At 56.5% G+C, this 24,919-nt stretch carries 22 protein-coding genes; 7 read left to right on the top strand and 15 right to left on the bottom strand.

What is annotated here, in order from left to right; genetic code table 11:
• The 6 genes from BLP78_RS09925 (at position 1) to BLP78_RS09900 (ending at position 6,980) form a co-directional block, all read left to right on the top strand.
• A complete protein-coding gene (locus BLP78_RS09925) occupies positions 1-1,215 on the top strand; it encodes an MFS transporter (RefSeq protein ID WP_090458847.1) in 1,215 nt (404 codons plus the stop codon).
• 135 nt (positions 1,216-1,350) lie between these two features.
• Positions 1,351-1,632, top strand: a complete 282-nt coding sequence (locus tag BLP78_RS09920) for a type II toxin-antitoxin system RelE/ParE family toxin (protein WP_090458845.1) — start codon at positions 1,351-1,353, stop codon at positions 1,630-1,632.
• Positions 1,633-1,643: 11 nt separating this feature from the next.
• On the top strand, positions 1,644-1,973 hold the full coding sequence (locus BLP78_RS09915) for a HigA family addiction module antitoxin (RefSeq protein ID WP_256330202.1): 330 nt from the start codon (positions 1,644-1,646) through the stop codon (positions 1,971-1,973).
• 584 nt (positions 1,974-2,557) lie between these two features.
• A complete protein-coding gene (locus BLP78_RS09910; RefSeq protein WP_176752838.1) occupies positions 2,558-3,262 on the top strand; it encodes an ABC transporter ATP-binding protein in 705 nt (234 codons plus the stop codon).
• Positions 3,250-5,817 carry an FtsX-like permease family protein gene (locus tag BLP78_RS09905; RefSeq protein WP_090458839.1) on the top strand — a complete coding sequence of 856 codons (2,568 nt, stop codon included), beginning with the start codon at positions 3,250-3,252 and terminating at the stop codon, positions 5,815-5,817. The genes BLP78_RS09910 and BLP78_RS09905 overlap by 13 nt, the downstream gene beginning before the upstream one ends.
• Complete coding sequence (locus tag BLP78_RS09900; RefSeq protein ID WP_371128872.1) at positions 5,817-6,980, top strand: lipocalin-like domain-containing protein; 1,164 nt, start codon at positions 5,817-5,819, stop codon at positions 6,978-6,980. Before BLP78_RS09905 ends, BLP78_RS09900 begins: the two co-directional genes overlap by 1 nt.
• Before the next feature lie 34 nt (positions 6,981-7,014).
• On the opposite strand, the gene BLP78_RS09895 is transcribed toward BLP78_RS09900, so the two are convergent.
• The 14 genes from BLP78_RS09895 to djlA form a co-directional block, all read right to left on the bottom strand.
• On the bottom strand, positions 7,015-8,475 hold the full coding sequence (locus tag BLP78_RS09895) for an NADH-quinone oxidoreductase subunit N (protein ID WP_090458837.1): 1,461 nt from the start codon (positions 8,473-8,475) through the stop codon (positions 7,015-7,017).
• Positions 8,472-9,974 carry an NADH-quinone oxidoreductase subunit M gene (nuoM, locus tag BLP78_RS09890; RefSeq protein ID WP_090458835.1) on the bottom strand — a complete coding sequence of 501 codons (1,503 nt, stop codon included), beginning with the start codon at positions 9,972-9,974 and terminating at the stop codon, positions 8,472-8,474. The genes BLP78_RS09895 and nuoM overlap by 4 nt, the downstream gene beginning before the upstream one ends.
• Positions 9,971-11,944 (bottom strand): NADH-quinone oxidoreductase subunit L, encoded by a 1,974-nt coding sequence (gene nuoL, locus BLP78_RS09885; protein ID WP_090458833.1) that lies wholly within the window; start codon positions 11,942-11,944, stop codon positions 9,971-9,973. The genes nuoM and nuoL overlap by 4 nt, the downstream gene beginning before the upstream one ends.
• Before the next feature lies 1 nt (position 11,945).
• The gene (gene nuoK, locus BLP78_RS09880) at positions 11,946-12,254 is read right to left on the bottom strand and encodes an NADH-quinone oxidoreductase subunit NuoK (RefSeq protein ID WP_090458922.1); all 309 of its coding nucleotides are present in this window, start codon (positions 12,252-12,254) and stop codon (positions 11,946-11,948) included.
• Between the two features lie 4 nt (positions 12,255-12,258).
• Positions 12,259-12,783, bottom strand: a complete 525-nt coding sequence (gene nuoJ, locus BLP78_RS09875) for an NADH-quinone oxidoreductase subunit J (RefSeq protein ID WP_090458832.1) — start codon at positions 12,781-12,783, stop codon at positions 12,259-12,261.
• A gap of 33 nt (positions 12,784-12,816) precedes the next feature.
• Positions 12,817-13,332, bottom strand: a complete 516-nt coding sequence (gene nuoI, locus BLP78_RS09870; protein WP_090458830.1) for an NADH-quinone oxidoreductase subunit NuoI — start codon at positions 13,330-13,332, stop codon at positions 12,817-12,819.
• Positions 13,333-13,368: 36 nt separating this feature from the next.
• Positions 13,369-14,325, bottom strand: coding sequence for an NADH-quinone oxidoreductase subunit NuoH (gene nuoH / locus BLP78_RS09865; RefSeq protein WP_090458829.1), 957 nt, complete (start codon positions 14,323-14,325; stop codon positions 13,369-13,371).
• Positions 14,322-17,078, bottom strand: coding sequence for an NADH-quinone oxidoreductase subunit NuoG (gene nuoG, locus BLP78_RS09860; protein ID WP_090458827.1), 2,757 nt, complete (start codon positions 17,076-17,078; stop codon positions 14,322-14,324). Before nuoG ends, nuoH begins: the two co-directional genes overlap by 4 nt.
• 2 nt (positions 17,079-17,080) lie before the next feature.
• A complete protein-coding gene (gene nuoF, locus BLP78_RS09855; protein ID WP_090458826.1) occupies positions 17,081-18,352 on the bottom strand; it encodes an NADH-quinone oxidoreductase subunit NuoF in 1,272 nt (423 codons plus the stop codon).
• A complete protein-coding gene (nuoE, locus tag BLP78_RS09850) occupies positions 18,330-18,860 on the bottom strand; it encodes an NADH-quinone oxidoreductase subunit NuoE (RefSeq protein WP_090458824.1) in 531 nt (176 codons plus the stop codon). The genes nuoF and nuoE overlap by 23 nt, the downstream gene beginning before the upstream one ends.
• Before the next feature lie 7 nt (positions 18,861-18,867).
• On the bottom strand, positions 18,868-20,646 hold the full coding sequence (gene nuoC, locus BLP78_RS09845) for an NADH-quinone oxidoreductase subunit C/D (RefSeq protein WP_090458823.1): 1,779 nt from the start codon (positions 20,644-20,646) through the stop codon (positions 18,868-18,870).
• Between the two features lie 3 nt (positions 20,647-20,649).
• Positions 20,650-21,246 (bottom strand): NuoB/complex I 20 kDa subunit family protein, encoded by a 597-nt coding sequence (locus BLP78_RS09840; protein WP_090458920.1) that lies wholly within the window; start codon positions 21,244-21,246, stop codon positions 20,650-20,652.
• Positions 21,247-21,344: 98 nt separating this feature from the next.
• Positions 21,345-21,770, bottom strand: coding sequence for an NADH-quinone oxidoreductase subunit A (locus BLP78_RS09835; RefSeq protein ID WP_305367056.1), 426 nt, complete (start codon positions 21,768-21,770; stop codon positions 21,345-21,347).
• 335 nt (positions 21,771-22,105) lie between these two features.
• Positions 22,106-22,882 carry a co-chaperone DjlA gene (gene djlA / locus BLP78_RS09830; protein ID WP_090458821.1) on the bottom strand — a complete coding sequence of 259 codons (777 nt, stop codon included), beginning with the start codon at positions 22,880-22,882 and terminating at the stop codon, positions 22,106-22,108.
• Positions 22,883-23,025: 143 nt separating this feature from the next.
• Between djlA and BLP78_RS09825 the strand changes: the two genes are divergently transcribed.
• Entirely contained in the window at positions 23,026-23,760 is a 735-nt protein-coding gene (locus tag BLP78_RS09825) for a glutathione S-transferase family protein (RefSeq protein WP_090458819.1), read from the top strand.
• Positions 23,761-24,482: 722 nt separating this feature from the next.
• Here BLP78_RS09825 and BLP78_RS15590 read toward each other — a convergent pair.
• On the bottom strand, positions 24,483-24,641 hold the full coding sequence (locus BLP78_RS15590) for a hypothetical protein (RefSeq protein ID WP_176752837.1): 159 nt from the start codon (positions 24,639-24,641) through the stop codon (positions 24,483-24,485).
• Positions 24,642-24,919: the final 278 nt, after the last annotated feature.

The following is a 24,919-nucleotide window of genomic DNA, read 5'->3' as shown; positions in this document are numbered from 1 at the left end:
GTGAACTCACCCATTCTCACCCGCATTTTATGGGTTCGCGGCCTGCGGGCCTTTGGCGATGGCTACGTCAGTCTGCTGCTGCCGATCTATCTGATCGAGCTGGGCATGAATCCGTTTCAGGTTGGTATCATCACGACCGCCACCCTGATCGGCTCCGGCATCGTGACATTATTGGCTGGTTTCCAGGCCTATCGCTTCACCTATAAGGCGTTGTTGCTGACGGCGACTGCGCTGATGGCCGCAACCGGCTTCAGCTTTGCGGCCATCACTGAGTTCTGGCCCTTGCTGCTGGTGGCTTTCGTAGGGACATTGAACCCTTCCAGCGGCGACGTCAGCCTGTTTTTACCGCTTGAGCATGCGGTCCTCTCTCGATTTGTGGAGGACCGCCAGCGCACCGCCGTCTTCGTGCGGTATAGCATGGTCGGTGCCCTTGTGGCAGCCACTGGGGCGCTCGCTGCCGGGTTACCTGATTTTGCAGCGGCCTCAATCCAGATCGATGCCAGAGACTCACTGCAAGCCATGTTTGTGTTGTACGGCATAATAGGATTGTTGTGCGCGGCAATTTATGCAACCCTGCCAAAAGAAGCCGGAGCTACCGAGACGGGAACCGCAAACAAGGCCCGCTCCGCTCCATTGAAGAAATCCAGAAAGATCGTCTTTACTCTCGCTGCGTTATTCAGCCTGGATGCATTTGGCGGCGGCTTTGTGGTGCAGGCTATGCTGGCGTTATGGTTGTTCCAGAAGTTTCAGCTTTCCATTTCGATGGCCGGGACTATTTTTTTCTGGACCGGTATATTCTCCGCGCTCTCCTATCTCGCGGCGATTCGCATTGCCAACCGGTTTGGATTGATAAATACGATGGTATTTACGCATTTGCCCGCGAATATACTTTTGATTCTCATCCCATTCATGCCGACGCTGGGCTGGGCTATTGCACTATTGCTGATACGGAGCGGTCTTTCGCAAATGGATGTGCCGGCGCGAAGCTCATATGTCATGGCGATCGTGCCCCCGGCGGAACGCGCGGCGGCAGCGAGTATTACCTCGGTTCCGCGCAGCCTGGCATCCGCCGCAGGTCCTTTTCTGGCTGGTTACCTGTTAAGCATATCGTCGTTCGGCTGGCCGCTGGTTATCGCGGGCGGGCTGAAAATTATCTATGACTTGCTATTGCTTCGGATGTTTAGAACCGTGAAGCCACCGGAGGAAGGCGCCTGAACAACCAGGAGAATCTCTGAATAAATCCTGAAGGATATGTACGCACAGTTCACGGATGAAATTATCGCTACCTTTGGCCGGGCCTGAGTACCGGGCTCTTGACATACGTAATGTTTTTCGTTACGTTAATATATTATGATGCTTAGTTTTAAAGACAAAGAGACAGAAGAGTTTTGGCTTACAGGTAAAAACCGAAAACTTCCAGCAACTCTTAAAAAAAGAGCTTATGCCCGTCTTCAGGCACTGCACGCGGCCGAAGATATAAAGGATCTTCTCGTTCCTCCCGGCAATCAGTTGGAAAAGCTGAAGGGTGAGCGGAAGGCTGAGCATAGTATCCGTATAAATAAACAATGGCGCATCTGTTTTATCTGGAGAGATGGCGATGCGCACGATGTAAAAATCGAAGACTATCACTAGGAGTTAAGGTAGTGATTACAAAAGACAACCGCAGGAACCTGATTTCTCATCCCGGCGAGATACTCAAAGGGGAGTTTCTAGAGCCGCTTGGTATTAGCGTATATGCCTTGGCAAATGCTATAGGCGTTCCCCGTACGCGCCTAAACGACATTGTTTTGAAAAGGCGCGGTATTTCTGCCGATACAGCCCTGCGTCTTGCTCGTTTCTTCGACATGACACCGAATTACTGGCTGAATCTTCAAACGCACTATGACCTTGTTATGGCCGAGACTGAGCCTGAAAATACGCTGGCCAAAGTTCTAACCTTGAAAGATATCAAGAAAGAGGCCGTCCATGCGTAACACAAAAACTTGAAGTTATGCCGCCGTGACCAAGGAGGCCGAATGGCGCATCACCGTCCTTATGACCAAATCACGTCATTCGTCGTATCCACAAGAGGCGACGATGCTGCGCAATTGAGCTTATGGCGTGTATCTCCTATGGGATGATCTTACCAACGGCTGACGCAAGAAGGGCGAAGGGAAGCGCATGGAGGCGCTTATCCGCACTAGCGGGATGTAATGTTCACTGGCTTCATATACTTCGCCTGATCGTCGAAGCGCTTATTGTGTTAACAAAACATAGACTATCTGCCGCCCCCCAGTTTCTGCTAAAGAATTTTGGCAAAGGAAAAAAGCACCATTGCATGTGTTCGTCAAGCAACTTCGAGACGAATGCTCGAAACGTAGCTGGAGAAAGCCGGTTTTATGATTTTCAGTTCGAAGTACAATAGGGTTTTCCTCCCAATGAACAGTCTCATGCAATTTCCATTTCCTGCCTTCTATCCTGTCTGCTCCGTGGATGCGACGACGCCATCGTTATCGACATCGTTACGTCATATGGCTGCGTACCGCGCCATCCGGCAAGCGGGCAGTTAAGGTCCTTCATGCTGGAACTGCGCCATATCGGAAAAGCCTATGCGAGCGGACGGCGGGTGTTGGCCGATTTGTCCTATATTCTCGACGCCGGCGAGTATGTGGCGATCATGGGCGAGTCCGGGGTCGGTAAATCCACACTATTGAACCTGATCGCCGGTTTGGACGCCCCGGACTCGGGCGAAGTGCTGATTGACGGCATCGCCATGTCGTCATTGGATGACGATGCGGCAACGCGGTTGCGACGCAAGGAATTCGGCTTCATTTTTCAGGCTTTTCACATTCTGCCGCATCTGACGCTGAGCCAGAACATCGCCCTGCCCTTGCTGTTGAATGGTATTCAGGCCGAAGAAGCCGCGGAGCGAACCGAGCAAATGCTGCTCGCTGTTGGCCTAAGCGGCAGAGGAGACCACTTCTCGCGCCAACTGTCGGGTGGCGAGTTACAGCGCGTCGCCATCGCCCGAGCGTTGGTCCACCGCCCGAAGCTGATCCTGGCGGATGAACCCACGGGCAACCTCGACCCGGATACGGCCCACGACATCCTCACTCTGATGCGCGCCGAAATCAAGGCGAACGGCGCCTCCGGCATTATTGTTACTCACTCGCTCGCAGCAGCGGCAACGGCAGACCGCGTGCTGGTGCTGACAAAAGATGGATTGCATCCATTAAACCCGGAAAGTTCGGCAGCATCACCTCAAAGCAGATGGCGAAGCTGACGCATAGCGACGCGCTTTCCCGCTGGTTGTTGTGGGGCGAATGGCGGGCCCATCGGTCGCAAGCCGCGGTCGCCGTCGCTGCAATCGCGATAGGGGTGGCGCTCGGGTTTGCGATACATCTGATCAACGCGGCCGCCTTCAATGAATTTTCGGCCGCCGCCAGAAGTGTTTCCGGTCAATCCGACCTTCAGGTGCGCGGCGCACAAGCCACCTTCGATGAATCGCTTTTCCCGGCTCTGGCAGAATATGATGGTGTCGAACTCGCCAATCCGGTGTTGGAGCTCGATGTCGCCATCCCCGGCAATCGCGACGAAAACAAGGGCGCCACCCTGAAAATTCTCGGGCTGGATATTTTTCGCGCCTCGATCATGACGCCGGACCTGATCGGCATCCCGGCTGAAGACAAGCTCTTCGATATCCTGGCGGACGACGCCATCTTCCTGTCTCCTGCTGCAATGGAATGGCTGGGCGTAAAATTAGGCGATCCACTGAAATTGCGCGTCGGAACCCAGGCTATCACACTACGGGTTGCCGGTGGTTTGACACGGGCCCGCGCAGGGCAACGGATCGGCGTGATGGATATCGGCGCGGCGCAATGGCGCTTCCAGCGTATCGGCCAGTTATCGCGCATCGAATTGAAACTGGTGCCGGGTATCGGTCATGCCGCATTCAAGGCAGCGCTTGAACAGGAACTGGAACTGCGCGGACAATTTCTGGTCACGGAACCCGCGGATCAGGAAACCCGTGTTGCCAATATGTCGCGCGCTTATCGCGTCAATCTGAACATGCTTGCCATGGTGGCGCTGTTCACCGGCACATTCCTGGTATTCTCGACGCAGGCACTTTCGGTCGTTCGGCGGCGCCACCAATTCGCTCTGTTGCGTGTGCTTGGGCTGACGCGACGGCAACTGCTGGGTCAAATTTTGCTGGAGGGGGGCTCTCTTGGCATCGTTGGTTCGCTGTTGGGTCTCGCCTTGGGTTACGTAGCGGCCGCTACCGCGCTGCATGTTTTTGGTGGAGACCTGGGAAGCGGATTTTTTTCCGGGGTGAAACCGAGCGTGCATTTTGACCCGGTGGTAGCGACGTTCCTTTTTTTTCTGGGACTCAGCACCACCTTGCTGGGTAGCGCCGCGCCCGCCTGGGAAGCGGCAACCGCCAAACCGGCGCCGGCGCTGAAGTCCGGTAGCGAAGATGCCGCACTCTCGAAGTTGGCTACGTCCTGGCCTGCCCTGGTATGTCTGGCGTTGGCGGGTGTGCTCACGCAGTTGCCGCCAATTTTCGAATTGCCGATCTTTGGTTATCTTGCGGTGGTGCTGTTGCTGATAGGCGGCATTGCGCTCATGCCGCGTCTGTCGGCATTGATTTTCTCCGCTGTGTTTTCCGCCATAAGCAAACGCACATCCCGAGCCATGCCGTTATTGGCGTTGGCCCGGCTGGCCAACGCCCCCAATCAGGCCTCTATCGCGCTGGGCGGCGTCCTGGCCAGCTTTACGCTGATGGTATCGATGGCGATCATGGTCGCCAGTTTTCGCGTTTCGGTCGATGACTGGTTGAAACATATCCTGCCTGCCCAGTTATACGTAAAGACGGCAACGAGCGGAGATACGCGCGGTCTTACTCCAGATGAGATGGCGACGCTCGCGGCCACGCCCGGTATCTCTCGTGCGGACTTTTTTCGCTCATCGCAACTGACGCTCGATCCACGCCGGCCCAGCATCGCGCTGATTGCCCGGCCCATTGACGTGGCCGATCCCGGCAATACCCTGCCGATGACGGGCGAAGTGGTCGCACCTGCCTTGCTGCCGAAGGATGCGATACCGATCTGGGTATCCGAAGCAATGGTTGATCTATACGGCTATACGCCAGGCACACGGGTAACGCTGCCACTAGCGACCCCTCCCCCCGTTTTCGTCGTCGCCGGGGTATGGCGCGATTATGGGCGGCAATTCGGCGCGATACAGATGCGGTTGACGGATTACCAGGCGCTGTCCGGGGACAACAAAGTAAATGATGCCGCGGTTTGGCTGCAAGAAGGCGTTACACCTGAGCAGGCAATTGCATCGATGAAGCGCTTGCCGTTCGGCGATGCGCTGGAATTCTCTGAACCCAGCGAGATACACGCGTCCAGCCTGAAATTTTTCGACCGAAGCTTTGCGGTAACCTACCTGCTGGAAATGGTTGCGATCGTCATAGGGCTGCTCGGGGTCGCAGCAAGTTTTTCGGCACAAGCTTTGGCACGCGGCAAGGAATTCGGCATGCTGCGCCACATCGGCGCGACCCGCCGCCAGATCCTGGCGATGCTGGCGGTAGAAGGCGGCCTCGTGACTGTGCTGGGCATTGTGCTCGGCTTCGCGCTTGGCGGTTGCATCAGCCTCATTCTCGTCTTCATTGTCAATCCTCAATCATTCCACTGGACCATGCAGTTGAACCTGCCATGGAGAGGATTGCTGTCGGTAGCTTTTGTATTAACGGCATCGGCCGCTTTGACCGCGCTGCTATCGGGCCGCCACGCGGTATCAGGCAATGCAATACGTGCAGTAAGGGAGGATTGGTGATGGAAATTTTGAAATGCAGCGCTGCCCATATCGGTTCTTCCCGCAAGCGAAAATACCGGCTTTTCGGCATCACGAAAGGGTCGGTGCGGATACTGAACATGGTCGTCACATTATTTATTGCCGGGTTCCTGGCTACACCCACCTCCGCTGAGCCGCCCAGATTTTCCCAGGTTGTCCCGGGCGTGCCCCTCGTCTTTCCGCAGGATTTCGGGTCTCACCCCGACTTCCGCAACGAGTGGTGGTATGTCACAGGCTGGCTGGAAACGCCAGACAAAAAACCGCTTGGCTTCCAGATCACGTTTTTCCGTGTGGCAACCGAGCACAACCGGGCCAATCCGAGCCGTTTTGCTCCCAAACAACTCATCATCGCACACGCGGCGTTATCGGATCCTGCGGTAGGTAAACTGTTGCACGACCAGAAAAGCGCGCGCGAGGGTCTTGGCCTGGCTTATACCAAAGAAGGCGATACGGATGTGAAGCTGGGTGATTGGTACATGTTGCGCGAGGAAAATGGTCGCTACCAGACGACTATAAAGGCACGCGACTTCATGCTGCGCTTCTCGCTGACACCCACGCAAAAGCCAATGCTGCAGGATGACAACGGCTTTTCACACAAAGGGCCGCTACCGGAACAAGCCAGTTATTATTATAGTGAACCGCAGCTGCAAGTGACGGGAACCGTCACTCACAACGACAAGGAGACGGCTGTCAAGGGTATTGCCTGGCTCGACCATGAGTGGTCCACCGCCTATCTCGATCCCAGCGCCGAGGGATGGGATTGGGTAGGCGCCAATCTCGATGATGGCTCTTCCCTGATGGCATTTCTGATTCGCGGAAAAGACGGTCGTAAAGTATGGGCATATGCGGGAATCCGCGATGCTTCCGGCCGCTTTACGCGGTTCGAGCCGGACCAGGTAAGCTTTCAGCCGCAGCGTACCTGGCGCTCCCCGCATACGGACGCCGTTTATCCGGTGGAAATGCGAATTCAAACCGGCTCGACCGTATGGCTGCTGACGCCACTGCAAGACGACCAGGAGCTCGATTCCCGGCAATCGACGGGTGCGGTTTATTGGGAAGGCGCGGTCACGGTAAGCCGCGATGGCAAACCCGCGGGCCGCGGTTATTTTGAAATGACCGGGTATGTAGAATCGCTGAAGCTGTGAGTATAGCTACGAATATAATCAAACCAGATGCTGATCAAGTCAGGTGCGCAACCGTTGTTTCCAGCACATGGATGAACTGGCCCGGAGAAACGCCCAGCCCTATCAGAAGTAATGCCAGCAACGCCAGTGTTACACTTTCCGCAAGCGAAGCCGGTACCGCGGGCGTGCCTGGTCCAGAGGCTGCCTCCGGGCCGTATGCGCACATGACTGCAATGATGCGCAAATAGTAGTAGAGCCCCATTGCGCTGCCAACCACAAGAACGATGACGAGCAGCCACAAGGATTCACCGATGGCGGCTGCAAGTACGTAGAACTTGCCAATGAACCCCATTGTCAGCGGAATACCTGCAAGTGACAGCAGCATGGCGGTAAGTACGCCCGCGAGCCAAGGCCTGCGCCAGAACAAGCCGGCGTAGTCAGTAAGCATATCGCTGTCCTGTTCCGGCATCCCCCTGGACAATACCGTAACAACGCCGAAAGCACCCAGCATCGTAATGAAATAAGCGGCCAGGTAGTATGCCACTGCCTCGACCGCCATCGCGCCGAACGCCAGGAACCCGACCAGCAGATAGCCAAGCTGTGCGATAGATGAATAGGCAAGAATTCGCTTGATATTATCCTGGCGCAAGGCGAGCAGGTTTCCTGCCAATATCGTAACGATTGCGACGAGGCTCAACGCCATCACGACCGATTGCGACTGGTGCGCGTCCGCCGTGACGAAATAACGTAGCAGCATCGCAAGCATGGCGCCTTTCGAAACCGTTGCAATGAACGCGGATATCGGTGCAGGCGCGCCTTCATACACGTCTGGCGTCCACATATGGAATGGCACCAGCGCGAGCTTGAATCCGGCGCCGACCAGGATCAGCGCAAGCCCGGCAAGTCCATAAGCGTCGAGCCCTTGCGTAAAGACGGCAGGCAGGGCGCCAATCCGCGCGAACTGCATCGTACCCAGTTGCGCATAGATCAACGCCATGCCGAACAGCAGGAATGCCGAGGAAAAGCCTGCCAGAATCAGGTATTTAATGCCTGCTTCGAGTGGACGCTCGGCGCTTCGGGGGTAGGCTATCAGCGCAAAAAGCGAAACGCTGAGCAACTCCAACCCGAGCAGAAGTGAGGCGAAATGGCTGCTCGCCACCAGCACCGCACCGCCGAGCGCAGCCAGCAGCAGCAGGATATAAAGCGCTTCATGGTGGCTTTCCCGGCCGCCGAAATAGCGATAGCAGAGAACAGTGACGACAAAGGTCGCAGCAAAGATGAGGCCCATGTAGAACAGCGCGTAGTTATCCAAGATCAGCAGCGGGGTAACCTGACGCGGCCCGAAACTTGCCGCCAAAGGCAACGCCGCAAGGGAGATGATCAGCCCGAGCAGCGTCAGCACCATCACCGGCTGTGAACGGCGATAAAAACCAGCGACGAGCATCCCCGACACCGCACTTGCCGCAACAATGATGAGCGGCAGCAAGACTAGCAGATCGGAGTGCGTCAGGATCATTCGGCACCCGAGTGATATTGCCCCGTCGCAATGTTCCGCGGACCATCAATGGCGAGCGCTGCCGTATCAAGCACCGGTTGCGGGTACAGCCCCAGCCATAGGGTAATGGCCGCCATTGAATACAGGGTCGCCATTTCCCGGCCTGATAGATCATGTAGTTGCCAACCATGCGTATTCTCGCCATGAAAAATTTTCTGCACGAGCGCAAGCCCATACACGACACTGGTTACGAATGCCACGGCCGCGACAGACGCCAGCACGCTGTTGACGCGGGATAATCCCATCAGTACCAGGAATTCCCCGACGAAATTACCCATTCCCGGCAGCCCAAGCGCGGCAATGGCAAAAAACAATCCCATCGCCGCCAGGCGCGGCATGACGCCCCACACGCCTCCAAAGCGACGCATATCGCGTGTGTGGGTCCGTTCCTGCAAAATGCCAGCAATTACAAACAGTGCTCCCGTACTGATGCCGTGCGCGATCATTTGCATCACGGCCCCCCCAAGCGACCAAGGATTCCAGGCGAATATCCCGACCACCGCAAAACCCAGGTGACTCACGCTGGTGTAGGCCACGAGGCGCTTGAAATCTGTCTGGGCGAACGCCAGGAAAGCCCCGTAGAGAATTCCGATTGCTCCCAACGCCATCGCCACCGGGGCAAAATACCCCGCCGCCTGGGGAAATAGCGGAACAACGAAGCGCAATAGCCCGTAGGCTCCGGTTTTCAGTAGCACACCTGCAAGAATCACGCTTCCTGCTGTCGGCGCCTCGGTATGTGCGTCCGGCAGCCAGGTGTGAAATGGCACGATGGGCGTCTTGACTGCGAACGCAATGAAAAAGCCGAGCATGATCCACAGCTCGGTGGAGGGAGACATGGCCGTATTCAACAGCTCGAAATAATCGAATGTCAGGACTCCAGTGCTGCCGTAGTGGATGAATACCAGCGCAAGAATTGCCACCAGCATGAACAGACCGCTCCCCTCGGTGAAAATGAAGAACTTGATCGATGCATACTGCCGCTTCTCATGGCCCCAGATCGCAATCATGAAATACATCGGCACCAGCATCAGCTCCCAGAAGAAGAAAAACAGGAACAGGTCCAGCGCAAGGAATACGCCGACCGCCCCTGCCAAAGTCCATAGCAGGTTGAAGTAAAAGAACCCGGCACGCTCCTGGATTTCCGTCCAGGAACATGCCACCGATACCACCCCCAGAAAAGCGGTCAGCACGACCAGGATGAGGCTTATTCCATCCATGGCTAGATGAAAGCTCACTCCGAAACGCGGAATCCACTCCGCCCTGATCTCGGCAAGCCACCCTCCGTGAGCGGGAAGAGCCATAGCGCTGGCAGACTGCAGCCAAAGCCATATCGTCAATACGAGCTCGATGCCCGCCGTAGCCAGCGCAACCCACTTCGCAGAGCCTGGGTGCCAGCGTTCAACCACCCATGACAGCACACCGCCGGCCACCAGGATGAAAATTAATGTGGGGAGAATCATGCGAATATCCCGATGAATATAATACCGATCGATCCGGCGGCAATCGCCGCCGCATAGCGGCGTACCTGTCCGCTTTGCGTTGCACTCAAGGCGCGATAGAGAAACAGACAAAGCTCGGCCAGGCCGCTGTAGATATAGTCGATCACGTCGTGCCGATCGACCTTCTGGAGCCACCTAAGTGTGAATGAAATCGCCATTTTGTAGATATTGTCGATCACGTCGTTCCGATCGGCGTACGCAAGCCAGAGATAGGGCCGGACGAACAGGAACTCGTAAAACCGGTCGAAACCCCAGCCAAAATGCCAGAACTTCCGGATCCTTGCCAATGCCGGGATCAGCATCAGTCCATGGAGAAAGGCGGGATATCTCAGAAACAACAGGTACGCCAACGCGATGCTGCCAAGAGAGGCAGCCATTGCGAGCAGTTCCAGAATGGTTTCGTCATTTTTACCGTCATGAACGACCTGAGCCGGCGGCAAGGCATGCTGAACAAAGCTGGAAAACAGCGTTAAATTGCCGAGAAAAGGTGGAGTTTCAATCCATCCGCCGACTATAGAGAATGCGGCAAGAACTATAAGCGGTATAGTTATGCGCAGCCCTGGCCGTCTGGTATCGGGGGGCGTCGCAGCCCTCGCTTCGCCAAAAAAAACGAGAAACACCACGCGAAAGATGTAGAGGCCAGTCAATATTGCACCTCCCCATCCCGCAGCCCATAACCATGGATTCCCTCCTGCTGACGACCAGGCCTGCCAAAGAATCAGGTCCTTGCTGTAGAAGCCCGCAGTAACGAGCGGTAGCGCCGCGAGCGATGCGCTGCCAATCAGAAAAGTCCAGAATGCAACGGGAAGTTTTTTCCTGAGCCCACCCATCCGGAAAATATCATGTTCCTCGTGCAGGCTCATGATGACCACACCTGCGCTCAGGAACAACAGAGCCTTGAAGAAGGCGTGAGTCATCAGGTGAAAGATGGCTGCCGACCAGGCGCCCACCCCTAGCGCGAGGAACATATAGCCGATCTGGCTGATGGTCGAATACGCGAGCACGCGCTTGATGTCTTTTTGGGCAAGTGCACTGAACCCCGCCAGCAGCAGGGTAAGGGCGCCTATTACTGCTACCGCCAGTTGTACGGGTGGCGCAAGCGAAAAGAGCACATGCGTGCGGGCGATCAGATAGACGCCTGCCGTTACCATCGTCGCAGCATGCATCAGCGCGCTCACCGGCGTGGGGCCGGCCATTGCGTCAGGCAGCCAGACCTGTAGCGGGAACTGGGCAGATTTGCCCACCGCACCGCCAAGCAGAAGCGCTGCAGCGAGAATAGCGAGTTCCGATCCCTCCGGCCACTGCTGCGTCACACGCTGCATCAACGACTGGATATCAAGAGTTCCCAGATGGGTAAACAGCAGAAAAAGACCGAGCGCCATAGCGGTATCGCCGATTCGCGTAACGATGAATGCCTTGCGCGCCGCGCGCCCGTTGCCAGAATCCCGATACCAGAATCCGATCAGTAGATAGCTGCAAAGCCCCACCCCTTCCCAGCCAAGGTAAAGAAACAGCAGATTGTCGGCAAGAACCAGGATACACATCGAACCGACAAAGAGATTCATGTAGGCGAAAAAGCGCGCATAGCCGTCATCGCCAGTCATGAATTCCGTCGAATAGAGGTGGATCAGGAAACTGATGATGGTCACGACCAGGACCATCACCAGTGATAACGCGTCGAGATAAAAGCCGATCCCTGGCGAGAAACCGGCCACAGCAATCCAGATCCATGCTTCCTGCCGAAAGACAAAGCCCGGCGGTGGCACAGCGATGAAGTCTATCCCGATCAGGATGGCGATGAGTGCCGAGAGCGCCACCGAGCTCGTCCCAATTACCGCAATACTGCGATGCCCCAGATATTTTCCGCTGAGCGCCAGCACCAGGAAACCGGCCAGAGGCAGCGTGGGAATAAGCCAGAGCAGGGGCAGCATGTTATCCCCGCATCTTGCTCACCGCGTCGGCGTCCAGGGTCTGGAAGCGGCGATGGAGCAACAGCAGCAGTGCGAGGCCGACCGAGACTTCCGCCGCTGCCACCGCGAGGATGAAGATGAACATCGCCTGGCCATCGGCTTGCTCCCACCGCGCACCGGCAACCACGAAGGCAAGCCCCGCCGCATTGAGCATGATCTCGATCGACATCAGGATGAAAATCAGGTTGCGCCGTACCAGGACACCGATCACCCCCAATGCGAACAGGATTGCCGCCAGCATCAGCCCGTGATGCATGGGGATCGCGGCAATGGCCTCAGCGGTTCTCATGGTCGCGCCCATTCCCGCGCAGGCCTTCATGCCACCCCAGATGACAGGCGCCTACCAATCCTGCCAGCAACAGCAGTGAAGCAAGTTCAACACCCAGCAGATAGGGACCGAAAAGGATGATGCCGACCTCCTTCGCATCCACCACCGCAGCGCCGGTGAGCGTGCTGCCGCCTTGCGTGAGGATATAGAGCAGCTCAGCCAGCAGCAGCGCCGCCAGGAGAGCGGGCCCAGCCCACATGCCGGGATTCAGCCAGTCCCGCTCCTTGGCTGCCGCCGCTTTGCCGAGGTTGAGCATCATCATGACAAACACGAACAGCACCATGATCGCGCCTGCGTAAATGATGACTTCCAACGCGGCCGCAAAGGGTGCGTCCAGCACATAAAATACGATTGCCACGGCAAGCAGGGAGACGATCAGGTAGAGCAGCGCATGCACGGCGCTCAAGCCCACGACGACCATCAACGTTGCCGCGATGGCGATGCCTCCGGAAAGATAAAATGTGAATTCCATGGCGCCTCCGTGCTTCCAATTCTGTTTCGGAATTCAAGGCAACAGGCGATGCAGATCCACGGGCGGCGCCTCGTCCTCGGCATCGCCTTTATCCTTGCCCTTGATCGCAAGGCCCGCCATCCGGTAGAAGTTATAGCCGGGGTATTTTCCAGTGCCATCGATCAACAGATCCTCTTTTTCGTACACCAGGTTTTTCCGGTCGTATTCACCCATCTCGAAGTCTGGCGTAAGCTGGATCGCGTCGGTGGGACAGGCTTCTTCGCAGTAACCGCAGAAAATGCAGCGGGAAAAATTGATGCGGAAGAATGACGGGTAGCGCCGCCCGTATTCATCTTCCGTTGCCTGGAGCGCGATGCAGTCCACCGGACACGCCGCGGCGCAGAGATAACAAGCCACACAACGTTCTTCTCCGTCAGGGTCGCGGCTCAGGATGATGCGGCCGCGCCAGCGGGGCGGAATAACAGGCTTTTCGTCCGGGTACTGGATCGTTACCCGGCGCCGGAACATGTGCAGAAAGATCGTCCACATCGTTTTCAGAGAATTCCACATGTCATTTTTCTCCTCAAGCCGCAGCACCCGGCACTCTCATGATTCCCATGCCAATACGATCGCCCCCGTGACCAGCAGATTGACCAGGGTGAGGGGCAGCATCACTTTCCAGCCATAGGCCATCAATTGGTCGTAGCGGGGCCGTGGCAACGACGCTCGCAAAAGAATGAAGAAACCGATGACAATGAAGGTTTTAAGCAGAAACCACATCAATGGAGGCAATAGCGGCCCCAGCCAGCCGCCAAAGAACAGTGTCACCATCATCGCCGAAATGAGAATGACGCCAACGTATTCGCCGATAAAAAACAGCCCGAACTTCATGCTGGAGTATTCGGTGTGGAAACCGGCGACCAACTCGTTCTCCGCCTCTGGGAGATCGAAAGGCAGCCGGCGCGCTTCGGCAATGCCGGCAACGGTAAAGGTTATGAACCCGAGGATCTGCGGAATGCAAAACCACAGGTCTTCCTGCGCCGCGACAATATCGCGCAGATTGAACGAGCCGGCCAGCATGACCACGCCCATCAGCGAGAGCCCCATGAAGACCTCGTAGCTCAGCATCTGTGCCGCTGCCCGGAATCCGCCCAGCAGTGAGTATTTGTTATTCGAGGCCCATCCGCCCAGAACAATGCTGTAAACCCCCAGCGAGGACATGGCGAGGAAAAATAATAAGCCAATGTTCAGATCGACTACGCCGATGCCCGGCGCAACGGGCACAACGGCGAACGCAAGCAACGCGGTGATGGCGATGATTACCGGCGCCAGCACGAACAGGGTTTTTTCGGCAAACGGCGGCACCCAGTCTTCCTTGGCGAGGAGCTTGATCGCATCGGCGACGATCTGCAGCAGACCGAACGGTCCGACCCGGTTCGGCCCATAGCGGTCCTGCCAGACGCCGAGCAGGCGACGCTCGATCCAGGACAACAGCGCCGCGAAACTGAACACAACGGCCAGAATCAGGATCACGTTCGACCAGGCAAGCGCCAGTTCGCTCATGATGGAGTCTCCTTCCCCATCCTTGTCACCTTGCCCCATGCCGGCACGACGATTCCAGCCAATGGCAGCAAACCGACAGGGATGCCGGCGGAGCCGCGCTGCAACCCGGGCTCCAACCGCACCGGCAGCCTATACTTCTGGCCGGAATTCCGTTTTAACTGCAGTTGCGAGTCGTCTCCGGCGGCAAGGCCGAGCTCCGCCGCATCGCCTGGATTGAGCGCAAGGTATGGCTTTGCCGCAAGTTCTGCAAGTGCAGGCGCGAGCGCACTCAACTCCTCTGTGCCGAAGATATGACGGAGCGGCACGACCAGCCATTCGCCCGCGCGCCGCTCGAATGCTGACGGTATGTTGGTAAAGTACTCGACTTTTCCGGCCGGTAGCGGCTCGATCAGACGCACACCCGGATCCCCGCCGGTGAGCGCCCCCCCCACTTCGTCCTGAAATTTGTTGAGTGCCTGTACCGAGTTCCAGCCGGGTGCCCAAAAACGCGGATTGAGCGCCGGCGGAGGATGGTTCGGATATCCTTCCATCGAGAATGAGAGCGGCGCATCCGGATCTTCGGGTGGCTCGGGTTCATGCACGTCGATGTTCGCCAGCATGGCGGTGCGCCCGCTGTAACGATGTGGCTGGCGGGGGACCTTCTGGCCATCAATGCGAAAATCTGCCGTCGGCGCAGCTCGCAAAATAGGTTGTAATCCTGGAATTGAAGCAGCGCAGGCGGCAGTCACCTGGTCCAGGTTCAGCCAGGGATCGTCTTTATCAACCCCGGCTGCCGTTATGAGATCTTGCGCCCAACGCCAGCTTTCCTGAATATCGCCCTGGGGGACGAACACCTGAAAGAAGCGCTGCGCCCGGCCTTCATTATTCACCAGCGTGCCGTCCGTCTCGGCGAAAGTACCGGCTGGCAACACCATGTCCGCCCCCGCGCTGGTCGCATGGCTGATATGGTCGATGACCACAACGTTCCTTGCGGCCGCGAGGAACTGATCGACTGCTGCAGCGTCAGCGCGGTGGTAAAGATCATTTTCCAGGATAATAACGGTGTCGGCTGCGATCCCTGTATATGCAGCGGTGCCAAGCACTGTCTCGAACGCCAGTTCGAGAGTGGCGCCGCCTATCATGGCCGCACCCAGGCTGTTACATTCAGGAACCGCGAAGCAAAGCTCCGCCGGATGCCCCGTATTGCATAGCGCCCACGCCACGCTGGCTGCCGCCTCCAGGACGGCCGCGCTGGCGCAACCCATGCCGGAAACGACGAGAGGGCGCTCCGCGGCCTTTAGCGCTTTTGCGATGGTATCGGCCAGCGTCCGTATCGTATCCGGTAGGTCCGGTACCGGCGGCGCCCTCGAATCGAGTGCATGCGCCACTGCGAACCCGAGACGGGCCAAATCGTCGGGAACCCCGCGAAACATCTCCGTAGCAACATCGTCGAGCCGGGTGGCGGCGATGGCAGCGACAAATAGCGGCCCCCGCTCCTGCTGCACTGCCGCACGCACCGCATGGTCGTTCCAGTGTGGAATATGCATCTTCTCGGCAATTTTCTGCGGCTGGCGCCGGATCGACTGGCGTAGCGTAAGCGCCAGTAGCGGCGCGGTATTGGTTACATCTTCGCCCAGCACCAAAACGGCGTCGGCAAGCTCCACCTCGTGCAATGATGGCGAACGTGCCGGACCCTGCCCCAGAATATCCAGCATGGAAGCGAGTAGACGACCATCCTGTTCGGAAACGCCGGCATAAAACCGTTCGGGCCCAACCAGCGTGCGTAACGCAAAATTGGCTTCGATCGAGGCGCGCGGAGACCCGATACCAATTGTCCTGGTTCCATTGGCCACCAGCCCGGCCAGAAACTGTATGGCTTCACCTTTGCTGATGGACTGCAAGGGTGCGCTTCGGTCTTTCCGCAGAGCCGGACGCTGGATACGCTGTTCGCTATTGACGAAGTCGTACCCGTAACGTCCGCGGTCGCATAGAAAATAGCCGTTGACCGCGCCATTGAAACGATTGTGAATTCGACGCAATGTGCCGTAGCGCTCGCCGGGGATCGTGTTGCAGCCCAACCCGCAGTGCACACATACTGAAGGCGCCGTCTGAAAATCCCACTTGCGCGTGTAATGCTGCTTCAGGGACTTGTCGGTGAAAACACCGGTGGGGCAGACCTCCACCAGATTCCCGCTGAACTCGCTTTCAAGAGTACCGTCCTGATGACGGCCAAAGTAGACCTGGTTGCGCAGCACCAGCGCATCGAAATCACGTCCGCCGGCATAGTCGCGGTAGAAGCGTGTGCAGCGGTAGCACTGGATGCAGCGGTTCATCTCGTGGTTAACGAGAGGACCGAGGTTCTGGTTGTGAAAGGTACGCTTCCGGCCGCGATAACGGCGATAAGTATGCCCCGTCATTACCGTCATATCCTGCAGATGGCATTCGCCGCCCTCATCGCACACCGGGCAATCGTGCGGATGGTTGACCATCAGCCATTCGATTATGCTTGTGCGGAATTCCCGCGCCTCGGGATCCTCGATCGAGATGCGGGCACCGTCTGTGGCTGGCGTCATGCAGGCCATGACAATCTTGCCGTGCTTGTCCTCTTCGTTCTTGAACTGCTTGATGGCGCATTGCCGACACGCGCCTACCGAGCCTAATGCGGGGTGCCAGCAGAAATATGGAAGGTTGAGCCCCAGTGAAAGACATTGTTGCAGCAGGTTTTCTCCGTCTTTCACGGGATAGGGTCGATTGTCGATGTGGATCGTCGCCATCTTCATCTCCACGGACACCGTTTCTCGCGGATGTGCCGGTCGAAATCGTCTCCAAAATACTTGAGGCCGCTTTGCAGTGGTTCCGCGGCGCCGGGCGCCAGTGCGCAAAACGTATGCCCCGGGCCCAGCAGGCGCGCATGAGATTGGAGCCGTTCCAGATCCGAGACTTGCCCCTTGCCATCTTCCAGGCCTTTCAGTATCTGTTCCACCCACGACAGCCCGGACCAGCAAGGCGTGCACCAGCCGCATGATTCCTGCGCAAAGAAGTGTTCCAGATTGTGCAGCATGCCGACAGGGCAGGTCTTGTCGTCGAGGATAATCATGGTGCCGGTGCCAAGGCGGCTACCCGCCGCCTGCATCGAGTCAAAATCCATCGCCACATCAAGGTGGTCGGTGACCATGAAATCAGTCGATGCCCCACCCGGCAGGAGACCACGAAACTTGTATCCATCCCGCATGCCGCCGGCGTGCTCTTCCAGAATTTCGCGGATGGGCGTGCCCATCGGCAATTCCCACAGTCCCGGTTTGTTCACTCTTCCGCTCACGCCATACAGCTTGGTGCCGCCATCCGAGCAACGGCTCAGGCTCCTGAACCATGCCGCGCCGTGGTTCACGATATGCGGCACGCAGCATAGTGTTTCGACATTGTCGACGACGGTGGGCTTGCCCCACAGGCCGCTTACCTGGGGATAGGGAGGCTTGGCTCTTGGATTGGCGCGCTTGCCCTCGAGTGCGTTCAGCAACGCGGTCTCTTCCCCGCACATGTAGCGTCCGGCGCTGACGTGGAGGTGCAGCTCCAGGCTGTACGCCGAGTCGGCAATATTCCTGCCCAGGTAGCCTTGGCGGTAGGCCTCGGCGATCGCCTGCTCCAGCCGTTGCGCCGCCAGCTTGTAAGCCCAGCGCAGGAAAATGTAGCTGACATCGGCCTGAATCGCATACGCACTTACGATCATGCCTTCTATTAGCTGGTGCGGGTCGCCTTCGAGCAACAGGCGGTCCTTGAATGTGCCGGGTTCCATCTCATCCGCATTGCAGATGAGATATTTTGGATGGGGCGCGTCGTCTCCCATGGGCACGAAGCTCCATTTCTGAGCAGTGGGAAAACCTGCGCCGCCGCGCCCGCGCAGGTTTGCCTCCTTCACTGCCGCCATCACTTCGCCGGGCGCCATGCGCAACGCCTTGCGCAGCGCCGCATAGCCGCCTGCCTTTTCATACTGCGCGAGATTGGGCGGTGTTTTTCCCGGTGCGATGTTACGGGTCAGCGGTGTTTCCATCAGGCGGCTCTCTTTTTTCCTTTTTTTCTTCCCGTATTTCGTTCATCTGATATTTCGCCAGGATTTCATCGATCCCGGCAGGGTCCAGGTCTTGATAATGCGCGCTGTCTATCATCATCGCCGGCGCATGGTCGCAGGCACCAAGGCATACATTCGGCAACAGGGTGAAACAGCCATCGGCGGTGGTCTCGCCCAGCCCGATACCCAACCGTGCATGCAAATGTTCACACAGCCCGTCGTAACCCATGATCCAGCAACTCACGCTGTCGCACAGCAAAATCACATGCCTGCCCACTGGTTTCCGAAAAATCATGTTGTAGAAGGTCGCGACACCCTCCAATTCCGCCGCCGCCATTTGCAGGGCTTCAGCCACGTCTGCAATGCCCTCGTCCGACACCCAGCCCCGGTGCGCCTGCACGATCTTGAGTGCTTCGATACACAGCGCCCGATTGTTCGGGTAGTGGTGCGACTGTGCCTCTATTTCGTGTCTTTCCTGCTCGCTCAGCATATTCGCCTCAGCGGTCCACGTCGGCCATGACAAAATCAATGCTGCCCAGAATGGCGATCAGATCGGAAATCATCAGCCCGCGGCTGATCAGGGGAATCATTTGCAGGTGCGGAAAAGAAGGTGTGCGGATGCGTACCCGGTAGGCCATGGTGCTACCATCGCTGATCAGGTAATAGCCATTGTTCCCTTTGGTCGCCTCGATGCCGACGAATGCTTCGCCCGGCGGGATGACCGGTCCCCAACTCACGCCCAGAAAGTGATTGATGAGGGTCTCGATGTCATGCAGGGTGTATTTCTTGAGCGGCGGCGTAGTCAACGGATGATCCGCCTTATAAGGCCCCGCCGGCATATGGTTGAGGCACTGCTCGATGATGCGCAGGCTCTGGCGAATCTCCTCGGCGCGAACGGCGCAGCGGTCGTAACAATCGCCGTGCTGGCCGGTGGGTATATCGAACTCGAACTGGTCGTAGCCCGAATAAGGCCGCTCCTTGCGAAAATCCCACGCAAAACCGCACGCACGCAGGCCAGGCCCGGTCACGCCCCACTCTATCGCTTCATCCACCGTATAGGTGCCTATGCCGCGGCTGCGCGCCTTGAAGATGCGATTGCCCAGCGCGATCTTGTCATACTCGTCGAGCCGGGGCGGAAGATAATCGAGGAAGTCGCGCACCAGCCGGTCCCACCCATCAGGCAGATCCTGCGCCACGCCGCCGATGCGATACCAACTCGGGTGCATGCGGCCTCCACAAATCGCCTCGACGATATCGAATACCCGCTCCCGGTCGGTGAACATGAAAAATACAGGCGATAACGCGCCCAGATCCTGGGCATAAGTCCCATAGAACACCAGATGGCTTGCGATGCGGAAAAATTCAGCCATCATCACGCGAATCACCTTTACGCGCTCGGGCACTTCGATGCCAGCCAGCTTTTCCACCGCCAGCACATAGGGAAGGTTGTTCATCACCCCGCCCAGATAGTCGACGCGGTCGGTATAAGGGATGTAGGTATGCCAGGACTGGCGCTCACCCATTTTTTCCGCGCCGCGGTGATGAAAACCTATATCGGGCACGGCGTCGACGATTTCCTCCCCATCGAGTTGCAATACGATGCGAAAGACACCGTGGACGCTAGGGTGGTTGGGTCCCAGGTTGAGAAACATGAAATCGGTGCTTTCATGTGCACGCCGCATTCCCCATTCTTCCGGATGGAAACGCAGCGTCTCCTGCTCAGCATCCCCCTTATCCTGCGGTAACCGGAAAGATTCCATTTCCGTGGCGCGAGCGGGATGGTCCTTATGTAGCGCGTGGCCTTTCCACCAGGGCGGCAACAGGATACGGCGCAGGTGTGGATGCCCCGTGAAAACGATGCCGAACATGTCCCATATCTCTCGCTCATACCAGTTCGCTGCAGGCCAGATGCCGGTGACGGTGGGCACCAGCAGATCGTCGACAGAAAGCGCGAGCTTGAGGCGGATATCGGTATTGCGCTCGAATGACAGCAGGTGATAAACCACCGTGAAATGACTGGCCGGCTGATCGTCGCGATGAACGCGGGTGCGCTCGTCGATGGCGGTAAGGTCATACAGCATGCGATAAGGACGCTGCGCCTCCAGTTTCAGGTAGCGCAAAACATCGCACACGCTGTTTCGCGCGACCCACTGTGTCGGCATGCCATCGCAGGTTTCCTGCGTGGTCCCGATTGCTGCGCCAAAGCGGCTCTTCAATTCCGCAAGAATGCCGAGAACGTTCTGTTCCAGGGCAACGCTGGATGAAGGCGCGCTCAAGGTTCAAACCTCGTCGGGACTACGCGACACTGTCTCGCGCATTCTCCGCGTTCTGTTGATATCCCGCTGCGATAGCCGGTCCGACCGCTCGACCCCTTGCGGTCCGATGACCCAGCTCAGCGGACGCCTTTCCTTGCCAATCGCATCCTGGAGCAGATTCAGGCCCTGCATGAATGCATCCGGACGCGGCGGACACCCTGGAACATAAATATCCACCGGGATGAATGCATCCACCCCCTGTACCACGCTGTAAATATCGTACATACCCCCGGAATTGGCGCAGGAGCCCATCGAGATAACCCAGCGCGGTTCCAGCATTTGCTCGTAAAGCCGCTGGATCACCGGCGCCATCTTCATGAATACGGTGCCCGAGATGACGATCAGGTCGGCCTGGCGGGGCGAGGCGCGGATCACTTCGGAACCGAATCGGGCAATGTCATACTTGCTGGTGAAGCTCGTGGCCATTTCAACGTAACAACACGAGAGACCGAAGTTGTAAGGCCAGACGGAATTTTTGCGGCCCCACGCAACGAGGTCTTGCAGCCGCGCCAGCAATACATTGCGTTGCCCGTCTTCTTCAATACCATGGTTGCTGCGCATGACTGGCTGGTGGCGTGGCGGCTCAATTGACCCAGTGGGCCCGCGGGACTCGATTGCTCCGGTTGGTCCGGTTGGCTCGGTTGTCCTGGTTGCCTTGCTCAGCGACCATTGCATCGTTCGCCCCCCCTTTGTCCATGGGAACGATGTCCGCTGGAACCCCAGCCCAGCGCGCCCAGCATCCATAAATAAGCCAGTGCCGCACCCAGAACACCGATGAAGATAACCACCTCGATATACCCAGCCCAGCCCAGTTCGCGAAAAGCAACCGCCCAGGCAAAGAGAAACACGGCTTCCACGTCGAAGATCACAAAGAACATTGCGATCAGATAAAATTTGGCGGACAGGCGCAATCGCGCAAAACCGACGGTGACAATACCGGACTCGAACGGCTCATCCGCCGCCCCACCCTGGTGGCGTTCGCCAATGACATGCGAAAGCAACAGGATTACGCCCATCAGCGCGAGGACGAGAAGAAAGTAGGCTACCAGAGGCCAAACCTCAGTCAATTGTGCCAGCGTATTCAAGGATCAGGCTCCTTGGACTTCCGTCCTTTAGTGGATCCCGGCGAGGCTCCAGAATCAGAATCTCAGTCTGATTCATCTCGCAGATGTGTTCTGTACGATAGCCAACAAACGAATCAAAGAACGTCGCTTGCTCAGTCAGCCGTTGAGAGTAATGATCGAGGAAACGTGAACACGCTTCCGGCGTGGATTTATTCAGCGATTCAGGAGAGGATCTCCCTGGAATATGCAACCGGGATCAGCCGGGAGGATCTGGCGGGGAAATTTTTTCCTCACCCGCATTGGCAACAGCAAAACCGTATTGCGAAGGAAAATATGAGAAATTCTGGAAAAAGCGGCTACATATTGCGGCTCTTTTTAATCAGGTCATAAGCGGTCTGTACTTCCTGAGTTTGTGCGGTAGCCACAGCAATCATGTCTTCCGGGACCCCCTGCCCCATCAATTTATCGGGGTGATACTGGCTTATCAGCTTCCGATAGGCACGTTTGATTTCCTGGTCGCTGCTCTCCTTCTTTACACCTAATGCTTTATAAGCCTCATCCAGCGCGTTCGCGGAAGATACCCGGCCACCCGCAAAGTGTGACTGGTTTAAAACCATCTCCAGTAGTTTTGAAAACGCAAGCTGATCATAGCCAAGGCGGAGCGCAATACCTTTTAATAAGCTCTCCTCTGCCGTATCCATCCGCCCGTCGGACAGCGCCATGACAATGAGGTAAACTAGCAGCATCTGCTTCAGGCTATGGGTGTGTCCGCAAACAGCAATAAATTCGTTCAGCTTCGGCTCGAAATCGAAATCCGGCTCCGCTCCCTGCCTGAACAGGGCAATCGCGCGCTCACGGTGTTCGGACGACATGTGCAGCTTTTGCATGAAATCTTCAACATGAGTGATTTCATCCTGGGAAATATGGCCATCCGCCTTGGCAAGCTTTCCCATCAGCATAAAAACAGCTTCGATGAAAACCGACTGCCGATGAGCATTCGTAAATGGATTGACCGCACCCGAGCCGTAAGCGATGTAACGGTCGACGATACCCCCGACGATATAGCCGATCAATGCGCCGAAAATGCCGAAGAAGTGATAACCTAATAAAACCCCGATTATTTTGAATAACATGATTCCCGCTGATTAATTTGAAAAAATTGATTTTGAATCAGTTTACCGAAGCCTTGCGCAGTTCGCAGAAATATATCCGCCATGAAACGGCAGAATTATCCCGATAATTGACGTCGATGCACTAAGCAAACAAGGAGGAAATCATGATTGAATTGCATTCGAGCCCAACGCCTAATGGCCAGAAGGTGATGATCATGCTTGAGGAGATAGGAGTCGAATGGAAGCATATCGACGTGAATATCGGCGTTGGTGAACAGTTCAAGCCCGAACACCTGAAGCTCAGCCCCAATAACAAGATTCCTGCCATCGTGGATACGGACGGACCTGGTGGTGGGCCCTACATAATGATGGAATCGGGCGCTATCCTTGTTTATCTCGCCGAGAAATCCGGAAGATTCATGCCAAAGGATGCACGCAAGTACTATGACACATTGCAGTGGCTGTTTTTCCAAGTAGCGCATATCGGCCCCATGTTCGGCCAGGCTAATCACTTCAATGGCCAGGCCAAGGATAATCAGTACGCCCGGGATCGCTACAACAATGAATCGCTGCGTCTGTACCGGGTACTGGAAAATCGCCTGAGTAAATATCAATGGCTCGCTTCGGGCGAATATACCATCGCCGATATCGCGACTTATCCGTGGTGCAAAGGGCATAAGGACCGCGGCATCGACAGTATTGCTTTCCCCAATTTCATGCGCTGGTTCGAAGCCATGGAGGCACGCCCGGCTGTGCAGCGTAATAATGAAATGGCAACCAAAATTCGCGAGCGCATGGAAAAGGCGGGAGAGAGCCGCCCCCATATCAATATTTATGATACGAAGGATAATGCCGAGCGACTCATCCAGGCTACATCGCCATGGAACGGCGGAAAGTAGGAAATACTTGCGTTATACGATGCAATGATCGTGGCGACTGCACTGCTCGCAGGATATCAGTTACATATCTGTAATCCATTCAGGAGCAAGTAAAGCGGCAGCGCAGCCAAGGCCGCGCCCGACCGCTGCGGAAAGCAGGCGGCTTGAAATGCGAAAAAGGAAGAAGTGGAAAATGGACTATCGGATTAAGCCACTTTGACTTTTTGATGCAAAGTAGTGCGATCCACCTTCAACAATTCGGCCATGCCGGAAACAGTTTCCCGTCCTTCCTTGACCATCTCCGTCGCGTGATTAATCTGCTCTTGGTTTAATTTTAGCTGGCCGACCTAAATTCCCCCGTTTTCTTGCAGGCTGCAGTCGATACCCGCGCATAGCCGATTTTCATGCTTAGTTTCCCCCATTCTTTTCGCCACAGCCTTTTGCCACACTGCGAACCTAAAAAAAACAATGTATTAGCATTATCTTTTTGGTGTAGTAAAAGGGAATCCTTTGATAGTGAAAGAAATTAATACACAGGCACCGATTCCGAGCGAATACTTGGGAAATTGCTTATGTCATTGCCGGAGCCCGAAGACGTCGTGGCGGAATGCATGGCCCGAAGTGGAGGCTCTGCATCAAGCCCCTACGGCGAACCTGAGGAGACCGCTTCCGGCTGCGCGGTCTGAGGCTGGCGATTTCTTGGAGGCATTTCCCTCCTCCTTTATGAATGATAAAGGACGTTGTCATTCATAGTGGAACACCGCATCCGGCATAATTGGGGAAAGCCTGTCCTTTCCATCATTACCATATAGACAGCCATAGCTTTGCGCTAATTTTTCAGTACGGCCTAATCCTGAAATAACTAGACCATTATTAACAGAAAGATAGAGTGCAGCTGTCACGGGATTGCTGCCAGAACAGGATGCAATAGAGACCTTCTGTTCGATCTTGCCGTGAAAGGTATGAAGCTCGGCGACCCCTATGGGCTTGCCGTGCCACTTGGCTTCGATGAGGTAGGTTTCGTTGCCGAACTGAAAGCTGCCGTCGATCTGAGGGTGTCCTTGATTTTGTGTAATCGGGGAATCGTTTAATGCTGTGGCATACGCTCATCGAACATGATGGTAAATCGATTTAGTGCCGCTTTCCAGTTCTGAATCGGCATCGTCCATTTCTTGCTGAT

The sequence above is a fragment of the Nitrosospira sp. Nsp1 genome, from assembly GCF_900100985.1.
GTDB lineage: Bacteria > Pseudomonadota > Gammaproteobacteria > Burkholderiales > Nitrosomonadaceae > Nitrosospira.
This window is presented reverse-complemented; position numbering and strand designations above follow the sequence as displayed.